Annotated in this window: 6 protein-coding genes and 1 pseudogene; 1 reads left to right on the top strand and 6 read right to left on the bottom strand. The window is 59.9% G+C overall.

What is annotated here, in order from left to right; all coding sequences use genetic code 11:
• The 4 genes and pseudogenes from P0D89_RS39695 to P0D89_RS39680 all read right to left on the bottom strand — a co-directional run.
• On the bottom strand, positions 1-1844 hold a 1844-nt coding region (locus P0D89_RS39695; RefSeq protein WP_408378264.1), incomplete at its 3' end, for a GNVR domain-containing protein.
• 30 nt (positions 1845-1874) lie between these two features.
• Positions 1875-2381 (bottom strand): low molecular weight protein-tyrosine-phosphatase, encoded by a 507-nt coding sequence (locus tag P0D89_RS39690; protein ID WP_408361805.1) that lies wholly within the window; start codon positions 2379-2381, stop codon positions 1875-1877.
• Positions 2378-3598, bottom strand: a pseudogene (locus tag P0D89_RS39685) (polysaccharide biosynthesis/export family protein). The gene P0D89_RS39690 and the pseudogene P0D89_RS39685 overlap by 4 nt, the downstream one beginning before the upstream one ends.
• 137 nt (positions 3599-3735) lie before the next feature.
• Positions 3736-5151, bottom strand: coding sequence for an undecaprenyl-phosphate glucose phosphotransferase (locus P0D89_RS39680; protein WP_408361858.1), 1416 nt, complete (start codon positions 5149-5151; stop codon positions 3736-3738).
• 441 nt (positions 5152-5592) lie between these two features.
• Here P0D89_RS39680 and P0D89_RS39675 point away from each other — a divergent pair, with 441 nt between their 5' ends.
• Positions 5593-6570 (top strand): 2-dehydropantoate 2-reductase, encoded by a 978-nt coding sequence (locus tag P0D89_RS39675; protein WP_408378262.1) that lies wholly within the window; start codon positions 5593-5595, stop codon positions 6568-6570.
• Between the two features lie 110 nt (positions 6571-6680).
• On the opposite strand, the gene P0D89_RS39670 is transcribed toward P0D89_RS39675, so the two are convergent.
• Both P0D89_RS39670 and P0D89_RS39665 read right to left on the bottom strand, forming a co-directional pair.
• Entirely contained in the window at positions 6681-8132 is a 1452-nt protein-coding gene (locus P0D89_RS39670) for an aldehyde dehydrogenase family protein (RefSeq protein ID WP_408361808.1), read from the bottom strand.
• Between the two features lie 82 nt (positions 8133-8214).
• Entirely contained in the window at positions 8215-9162 is a 948-nt protein-coding gene (locus tag P0D89_RS39665) for a LysR family transcriptional regulator (RefSeq protein WP_408361809.1), read from the bottom strand.
• Between the last annotated feature and the right edge of the window lie 15 nt (positions 9163-9177).

The following is a 9177-nucleotide window of genomic DNA, read 5'->3' as shown; positions in this document are numbered from 1 at the left end:
CCCTGGTCAAAAGATAGCCTCGCAGTGATAACGTCCGATAAACCCCGCTCGCGTCGCTTACCGAAGTATTGATTGAGAGAGCCTTTTCGAAGATCCGCATCAATGAGCAGTACCCGCTTTCCACTTCCCGCCAGCAATGCCGAGAAATTTGCCGAAACGAAGGATTTTCCAACGCCGGGCGCGGGGCCGGAAATGAGGATCACGCTATTTCTGGCATTCAACATCGCAAAGTGGAGAGCTGTGCGCAAACTGCGCAAACTCTCAACAGCCGGCTCGCGGGGCTGGTCCTCTGCAAGCAGCCGGGCGCCTGCTGCGTCAATCTTTCCTAAGCCTCGATGGAGCTGTTGTTGCCGGCGTGACTCAGGAATCGTCGCGTACACGTGCAGACCGATCTGGGTTTCGATTTCATCTGCTTCCGCGATCCCGGCAAACAGGAAGCTGTGAACGAACGCAAACCCCACGCCCAGCAAGAGCCCGAGTAACGCTCCGGCTGCTATCGTCACCGGCCGATTGGGAAAGGCGATGTCTTCGGGAACGACCGGCACGTCAACGATGCGCACACTGCCGATTTTGCCCGCCTTGACCAGTTTCAATTGCTGGACGTTATTCAACAGCGCTGTATAGAGGTCGGTCCCCACCTTGACGTCGAGCATTAAACGCACCGCGTCCTGCTGCGTGTCCGGCAATCGTTTGAGTTGCTGATCGAATGCTCCTTGCTGTGCGCGAAGCGTCGCGATTTTCGCGTCTAGGGCAATGACATCGGGATGCGAACTCGTGAAGCGAGAAGCAAGCTCGTCACGCTTCTGCTGCAGTTCAAGCATCCGCACTTTGGTATCCGCTGTCTGCTGAAGGGCGATCTTCGCTTCCTCCGGCAAATCGACCAACCCCTCCTTGTTGCGCATCTGGGTATAGCGTGCCTGGGCATCCTCGAGCTGTTTCTTGAGCACCGGGACCTGGTCATTCAGGAACACCAAAGATTGCGCCGCGTCAGCCGCCTTGCGCTCGATGTTCTGTTTCACGTAGTAACGACCAATTGCCTGCAACCGGTCGCGAACCATCACTGGATCGCTTCCCTTGAGGGTGGCAATGAGAACGCCGGACGACTTGATCTTTTCCTGAATGTCCAAACTGTTTTGCAGGTCCATAATCGCGTCCAGCCGCGATTTCCGGACCAGTTTGAACTTCGTGCCGGGAGCCGCGTTGAATGACTTTACGAACATCCTCGTCGCACCATAGGTCGTCTCGAACACTTCTTCCGTGCCGACTCGACCAGTAACGGGATGATCAAGATCCAAACCGGAGAGACGGTAACGGTCGCCGGGCAGCACAGTCAGCGTGAACTGGTCCCCTTCCACGCGTCTCGGCACGTCGAACCGAACGACATCGGCACTTTCCGTACCCCATGCCCAGCCCCCAATACCTAGAATGCCGGGACGCATTACGGTGTCATTGGAGCGGGATATGAAATCTCCAACAAGCGGGAAGCGGCTCGGGTGCAAGTTGATATAGCTATGCAACTCGTCGACAACGCTGGTCACGACGAGCCGCGAAGCCATGATCTGCTGTTCGGCCGAGGTAGGAGAGTTGTAATCGAACAGAGACGACACGTCGCCCAGCAAACTCTGCGCTGACGCCATGCCGGTGCCGTCCTCGACCTGAACCGAAATGTCCGCCTGATAGCGCGGCGGGAACAGAAAGGCAAATGCAGTCGCTAACGCGACGCAGACAAGGAAAATCTTGAAAATGATCCACCGGTAGTCGACGAATACATCCAGCATCCCGACCAGGTCGAGTTCATCACTTTGTTTTAACGCCTCGTTCTCAGGCGATTGCACCGCTTTCATCGTGCAGTAATCCACGTATTTTTTAATCTGTCAGGATGACGATCTATCTGCGCATCTGGTTGAAATGGCGGGCTCGTCGGATACGCCTTTAATGCGCGAAGACCATTCATCCACCCCGGCTTCGATCAACTTCAGCCTTTCTTCAAATGACCGGTAGCCTTTCCGGTACGGATCAGGAATATTGAATCCGGCGTCTGAATGTTTGGAGGGCGTCGAAACCTGGCCGAGTAGATAGACGCGTCCATATAGCGACGCGAAGCGATTCTCCAGGTACTGCTTCTGGAAAGTGTCCATGACTAGCACCAGGTCGGCGCTCGTGGTCATCCACGGTTCGAGTTGCCGCCCGCTGTGGGAACTTATGTCGAGACCGCGATCGCGCATCAGGCCTACGGCGATCGGATCGGCACCATGGCCGATCAGCGCCGTAATACCTGCAGACTCGACGGAGACGGACTCGAGGCGCCGCGCCAGAAGGGCCGCTGCCATCGGACTTCGGCATATGTTGCCGGCACACACGACCAGCACGCGTTCGATCACTTCGCCACCAGTCCGGCGGTCAACCCACTGCTGATCAGCGGCATCAACAGACTCAGCACACGATTGAAGCGAACCAGCCCACTGCCATCGACATACACCACATCCTTAGGCTGCAAGTCGAAATCCTTGGCGAGCAGCATTGCAACTGGCGATCGGGCGTCGAGATGAAACACCTGAGGTGCCTCTGACAAAGAACCGCGAATCACAAACATCTGCGCGGCGTCGGCGGTCGACGCATTCACGCTGCCCGCCTGCGACAGCGCGTCGGCGAGCGTAATGCGACCGGTTCGGCGCGCAATGGCCGAAATCGGCTTGTTCACTTCGCCCATCACCTACACGTCGTTCTCGTCGCGCGACACGACGCGCAGGAAGTCACCGGGTTTCAGATAGAGCTTCGAGGGGCTCAATCCTTGAGCCAACAGATACGACAGGCTAACGCGGTAGGACTGGCCGTCGCGCACGAGGACAAGGCCGCTTTGATCGGCCGTGTCGCTGAATCCGCCGGCGCGGCTGATTGCTTCGTAAAGCGTCATGGGTACGTCGTTGACGGCCAGTGCGCCGGGGCTATGCACTTCGCCATCGACATAGACCCGATGTGCCCGGTAAGAAGCCATCCGTACGGTCACCTGAGGTTTGACGAAGTATTTCGCAAGCGCGCCTGCCAGACGCTGCTGTATCTCTTCCGCACGCAGTCCAGCCACTTGCAACGTTCCGGCATAAGGGAAAGTCAAATTGCCACCCTGATCGACGACGAAGCCAGCAAACGGATCGTCGGGCCGCGACGACGACTGGGTTTGCAAAGGACCGAGTGCTGCCGCAAGCTCCGGGTGATCCCAGACGACGATTTGCAGCACGTCGCCGGGCCCAACCGTATAGACCTGCGGCGTCCCAGAGAGCAATTGCGACAACGCGAGTTGTTGCTTTCGCCGGCGTTGGGCCAATTGCGCGACCAGTGCAGCGTCGACCTCCGTGATCGCGATGGACGGTGTACCGCGCGTCGCATCGACCGCCTCGTGTGGCGCGCTCTTATCATTTTCCGTGTTGCCTTCGAGCGCATTAGATATCTTGCCAGGCACGTTCGGTAAACCGGACGTCTCCATCCGCATTCCAGGCGCGACTGCACATGCACAGGTCATCAGGGTGACAGCCGCCATCAATACTCGAAGCCGAACCGGGCTGGTCAGAACTACCGCAAACATCGTGTTTAACCTATTCATCAAACGAGCGAGCAAAATTGCCGCTCATGCCAACCAGCTTCAGACAAGCCAATACGTTTCCGATCGAGACGCGCGCCTTCATACGCCAAGTACCACTTCTCGGCAGATCGACTCCCATCACGCCATCAAGTCGCGCCTCAATACGCATTCCAATGCAGCAACCCCTTGAGCCCCGTCTCCAGAACGATGCGCATATCCAGTCCAAACGACCAGTTGCGCAGGTAGTACAGGTCATGCTCCACCCGCCCGCACATTTTTTCGATCTGGTCGGTCTCGCCACGAAAGCCATTGATCTGCGCCCATCCGGTGATCCCCGGTTTGATCCTGTAGCGATGGATATAGCCATCGACGATCTTCCCGTACTCATCGTCATGCTCTAACGCATGCGGTCGTGGCCCAACCACCGACATCTCTCCACGCAGCACGTTAAAAAATTGGGGCAACTCGTCGAGACTCGTACGCCGCAAAAACGCACCGACGCACGTGACGCGCGGATCCCCGCGCGTAGCCTGACGAACCACACCTGGTTGCTCGACGTGCACGCGCATCGAGCGAAATTTGTAGATGCGGAACACGCGTCCATCGGCACCCTTACGCCGCTGCGTAAACAACACCGGTCCCCTCGACGTCGCCTTGACGGCCACCGCGATCAACAGCATCAGCGGCGACAATACGAGCAATATCGCAAACGCGAACAGCCGGTCGAACAGCGCCTTCTGCATCAATGCGTACGGCGTCATCGGCGAGGCCATGAGGTTGATAGCGGGTGAACCGATCAGCTCGACCACGTTTCGATCGAACATCGTGAGGCGGCGCACATCGGGAATGAACCGCAGATTGACGAGATCGCCGCTGAATTCGTCGAGTACGCGCAGCACGGTGTGCTCGTCGGACATCCGCAGCGCGAGCCACACCTCGTCGACCCGCTCCCGGCGCACCCAGTCGGCGAATTCGCTCAGACAGTCGAAAGAAGGTAAGTCATCGGCGTTCGGCCCGGTACGACCACATGGAGTGAACGTGCCGGCCACCCGAAAGCCCGTGGCCGGTGAACCCATGATGTTGGCGATCACACTGTCGCGATGTGAGCCGGCGCCTACTACCGCGACCATGCTCAAATTCCGCCCCGCGCGCCTCAGACGCCCGAGCATCTCATGCACCAACAGGCGCGATACGACAATCCCAACGGCGGTAATCGCAGTCCAACTGACGCACCAGAGGCGCGACAACGATGCAGTACGGTGGAGCAGAACCATGACGACAAGACCGCAGGTTTGCACCACGAGCCAGCCGAATACGACGCTGATGGTGAGACGCCATTTCGATCTGCCGCGCCACGCTTCGTACACGCCGAAAGATGGCAACAGCAAAAGGGCCAGCGCCATGTCGAACACCACGAAGTCGCTTGCAAGCGTCCAACGATCTGCGTCGGATCTGCAAATCAGCGAAGCGAGAGCCGCTCCCAATGCGATCAACATCACGTCGAACAGGCGCGCGAGGGCGCTCTCCACCTCTACAAAGTCGCAGCCGGACGGCTGGCGGATCACGGTCTGCATCACGCGCGGCCTAGCATAGAGCAGCAGCGGCGGCGCGACTTCGAACCGCTCGATCGACACGATGCAACGCGCACGTGAGCGCAGCACGTACAAACACCACGCAAATTTTCAAATCAACCTTCGACTTCATGGCACCATTCTCATTGATCCGTTCGCAATGCCACCCGAATGCATTACTTTTCAAAGGAGCCGCATTGTGCTCTGCGCACGATAAAAATTTTCTAAGACATATCAGAAATTCCTTCAGAAGTTGTCAGGTCGCAGCTTTTCAGGCTGCTCGGATCCGTATCGTTTTTCCATAACCGATCCCTAATGCTTCGGCCGAGAAACTTTAACTATCTGCATTCGTCCCGCCCCTTTATGCTCGGACAGTGACCTGCTGCCGCGCACGGCAACTGCGGCATCGGGCAAGCGGCTTTTCACAGTCACGGGAGCAGCATCATGAAGATCTGTATCTTCGGAGCGGGAGCAATTGGCGGTTTGATGGGCGTGCAACTCGCACGCGCCGGCGCGGACGTGAGTTTCATCGCGCGCGGCGCACATCTTGCGGCCATGCGCGAACATGGCGCGCGTGTGATCATGGACGGGGAGACTTTCAGTGCGCCGGTTCGCTGCACGTCCGACCCGCGTGAACTCGGCGTGCAGGACTTCGTGATCATCACGCTGAAGGCGCATTCGCTGCCCGGCGTGGTCGACGCGATGCAACCGCTGCTCGGCAAGCACACGGCGGTCGTCACCGGCGTTAACGGCATTCCCTATTGGTACTTCTACCAACACGGCGGACGCTTCGCGGGCACGCGCCTCGCGAGCGTCGACCCGGACGGTGCTCAATGGACCAAGCTCGGTCCCGAACGGGCGATCGGTTGCGTGCTGTATCCCGCTGCGGAGATCGTCGAGCCGGGTGTCATCAAGCATGTGTACGGCAAGAAATTTCCGATCGGCGAGCCCAGTGGCGAACGCACGCCCCGCATTCAGCAGTTGCACGAAATCATGCAGGCAGCAGGTTTCGAAGCGCCGATTCGCGACAACATCCGCGATGAAATCTGGCTCAAGTTATGGGGCAATCTGTGCTTCAACCCGATCAGCGCCTTGACGCATGCGACGCTCGACGTGCTCACCAGCGACCCGGGCACGCGCGCGGTATCACGCACGATGATGCTCGAAGCAAAGCGGATCGCCGAGCAATTCGGCGTGCACTTTCGGGTCGACGTGGAAAGGCGGATCGATGGCGCGGGCGCGGTCGGCGCGCATAAGACATCGACGCTGGTCGATCTGGAAAATCGCCGCCCGATGGAAATCGATCCGCTATTGACGGTAGTACAGGAAATGGGCCGGCTCGTCGCCGAACCGACACCCACCATCGACGTGGTGCTTGCGCTCATCAAGCTGCGCGAGCGGATGGCATTGCAGGGCGATTGAGCGGAGCGTCGCGACTTTCCGTTGTTCGCGGCATTCGCCGCAAGAAAAAAGGATCGAACGCCGCACGCGTTCGATCCTTTTTTGTCTCCTCTTTTATTCCGCTACCGACGCTATTGATCGAGCGCCAGCCACACCGCCTTCGGCTCGGTGAAGTTTTCAATCGCGACATCGCCATGCTCACGACCGAAGCCTGAGTCGCCGGTCCCGCCCCATGGCAGACGCACGTCGGTATAGCCGTAGGTATTGATCCACACGGTTCCCGCCTTCAGGTCCCGCGCCACCCTGTGCACCCGTCCGATGTCCGCGCTCCACACCCCGGCCGCAAGACTATACAACGTACCATTGGCAATCCTCAGCGCATCGGCTTCGTCGTCGAAGCGAATCACACTGGCAACCGGACCGAAAATCTCTTCCTGCGAAATGCGCATTTCGTGTTCGACGTTGGCAAACACCGTCGGCTCGACGAAGAAGCCGCGCTCGCCGACCCGCGAACCGCCGGTCACGAGCGATGCGCCTTCGGCTCTTCCCGCTTCGACATAGCCGAGCACGGTCTTCATCTGAGCAGCGGAGATCAGTGGACCCATCGACGTTTCGCGCGCCGACGGATCGCCGATCTTGATCGACTTCGCGCGCGCAGCGAGCCGCTCGACCACTTCGTCGTACACGTCGCGATGCGCGAGGATGCGCGAGCCTGCCGAACACACCTGGCCGGTATTGAAGAAAACGCCCGAGGCCGCGGCGCGCACCGCATTGTCGAGATTCGCATCCGGGAAGATCAGGTTCGCCGACTTGCCGCCGAGTTCCAGCGTGACGCGTTTGAAGTTGACGGCAGCGCCTTGCAAAATGCCGCGCCCGACCGACGGCGAGCCCGTGAACGTCACTTTGTCGACGCCTGGGTGTGCCACCAGCGCATCGCCGACCACACGTCCCTTGCCGGTGACGATATTCAGTACTCCGGGAGGTACGCCCGCTTCGAGCGCCAGCTCGCCGATGCGCAATGCGGTAAGCGGCGTGATTTCGGCGGGCTTGACGATCAGCGTGCAGCCGCATGCGAGCGCCGGCGCCATTTTCCACATGCCGATCATCAGCGGGAAATTCCACGGCACGATCGCGGCGACCACGCCCACCGGCTCGCGCACGGTGTAGGTCAATGCATCGGGGCGCGTCGGCACCACTTGACCGTTGATCTTGTCACACCAGCCTGCGTAGTATTCGAGCGTATCTATCGCGGCTGGAATGTCCTGGCGCAATACCGCGGCAATGGGCTTGCCGGCGTCGAGACTTTCGAGCGCGGCGAGTTCGTCGAGATTGGCGCGCATCAGACCGGCGAGCCGCATCAGTATGCGGCCGCGCTCGGCCGCGCGGATCGAGTTCCACACCTTCAGCGCAGCGCGTGCCGCCTGCACTGCCGTATCCACGTCGGCGGCGCTGCCTTGGGCCACCAGCGCGATCGGCTGTTCGGTGGCGGGGTTGATGTCGACGGAATACTCGCCGGTGCCGGGCGGCAAACGCTTGCCATCGATCAGCAAATCATGGTGTCTGAGGTCGGTTTCAGTTTCCATCGTGAAGCTCCTTGAGTGGACGTTGCGTGGCGGACTGCCGGCGAACGCGACTGAAAAGAAGCGCCAGCAATCGAGGCCGACCCTAAGGCTCGTGCAAGACGGTGCCGCTTTGCGCAATGGCTGTGCGCGAGGCTGCCAGTGAAGCGGACTGCGCGGCGAACTGCGTCCAGGCCGCGGCAGCGTTAGGTCGAAGGGAACGATTCCGGCGATGCACCAGTAACGTGGCGACGGTCACTTCCGGAACCAGCGGACGGCTCACCAGCGCTCCTCCTGGCGACGGCCAATGCGCATCGACCGGCAACACGCCGACGCCAAGGCCCAACTCGACCATTCGGGACACTGCGGCGACATGTCCAAGTTCCTGCAACGGCCGCCGCTTCAATTCATTCGCGTGGAACGCGAGTTCGAGCGCCGCGCGAACACCCGTGTCCGCATTCAGCGTGACGAGCCCCCATTCGCGCAACGCGCGCCACGCGACGCTGTCGTGCCGGGCTAACGGATGCGTGGGCGGAATCACCGCGTGCAGTTGCGTGGTGAAGACCACTTGCGCGTGCAGCAAATCGTGGTCGAACGGTTCGGCCAGCGAAATCACGCCGAAGTCCACCTCACCTTGTTCCACACTCGCGAGCACTGCGCTTTGCGACTGATCCCTGACGGACACGACCAGCTCGGGAAACGCCGACGCGCAGCGTGCAAGCGCCTGCGCAACCCAGCCCGACGATAACACCGGATTGCTCGCCAGTACGACGACGCCGGTATGTCGGTCGTAAGCCGTGCGCTCTTCGAGCAAAGTCAGTTCGATTTCGTCGAGCAAGCGGCCGATTCTTCGTTCCAGACTCGCGCCCGCATTCGTCAATTCGACCTGGCGTGTGGTGCGGTCGAACAGTTTTAACTCAACGGCATCTTCGAGTTCGCGCACACAGCGGCTCACTGCCGACTGCGTCAAATCGAACTCGCGCGCCGCACGCGTGAAACTCCGCTCACGCGCGACGGCGACAAACACCTTGAGCTGCTGCAACGATACGTTCATGACGAGACTGCCGCG

The organism is Paraburkholderia sp. RL18-085-BIA-A (genome assembly GCF_046027075.1).
GTDB lineage: Bacteria > Pseudomonadota > Gammaproteobacteria > Burkholderiales > Burkholderiaceae > Paraburkholderia.
The sequence above is the reverse complement of the archived record's forward strand: the minus strand, read 5'-3'. Positions and strand labels throughout refer to the sequence as shown.

Excerpts from the sequence above, each read along its gene's own strand:
- P0D89_RS39680 (WP_408361858.1), bottom strand. The coding sequence starts at position 5,151 with ATGCAGACCGTGATCCGCCAGCCGTCCGGCTGCGACTTTGTAGAGGTG.
- P0D89_RS39665 (WP_408361809.1), bottom strand. The coding sequence starts at position 9,162 with ATGAACGTATCGTTGCAGCAGCTCAAGGTGTTTGTCGCCGTCGCGCGT.
- P0D89_RS39675 (WP_408378262.1), top strand. The coding sequence starts at position 5,593 with ATGAAGATCTGTATCTTCGGAGCGGGAGCAATTGGCGGTTTGATGGGC.
- P0D89_RS39670 (WP_408361808.1), bottom strand. The coding sequence starts at position 8,132 with ATGGAAACTGAAACCGACCTCAGACACCATGATTTGCTGATCGATGGC.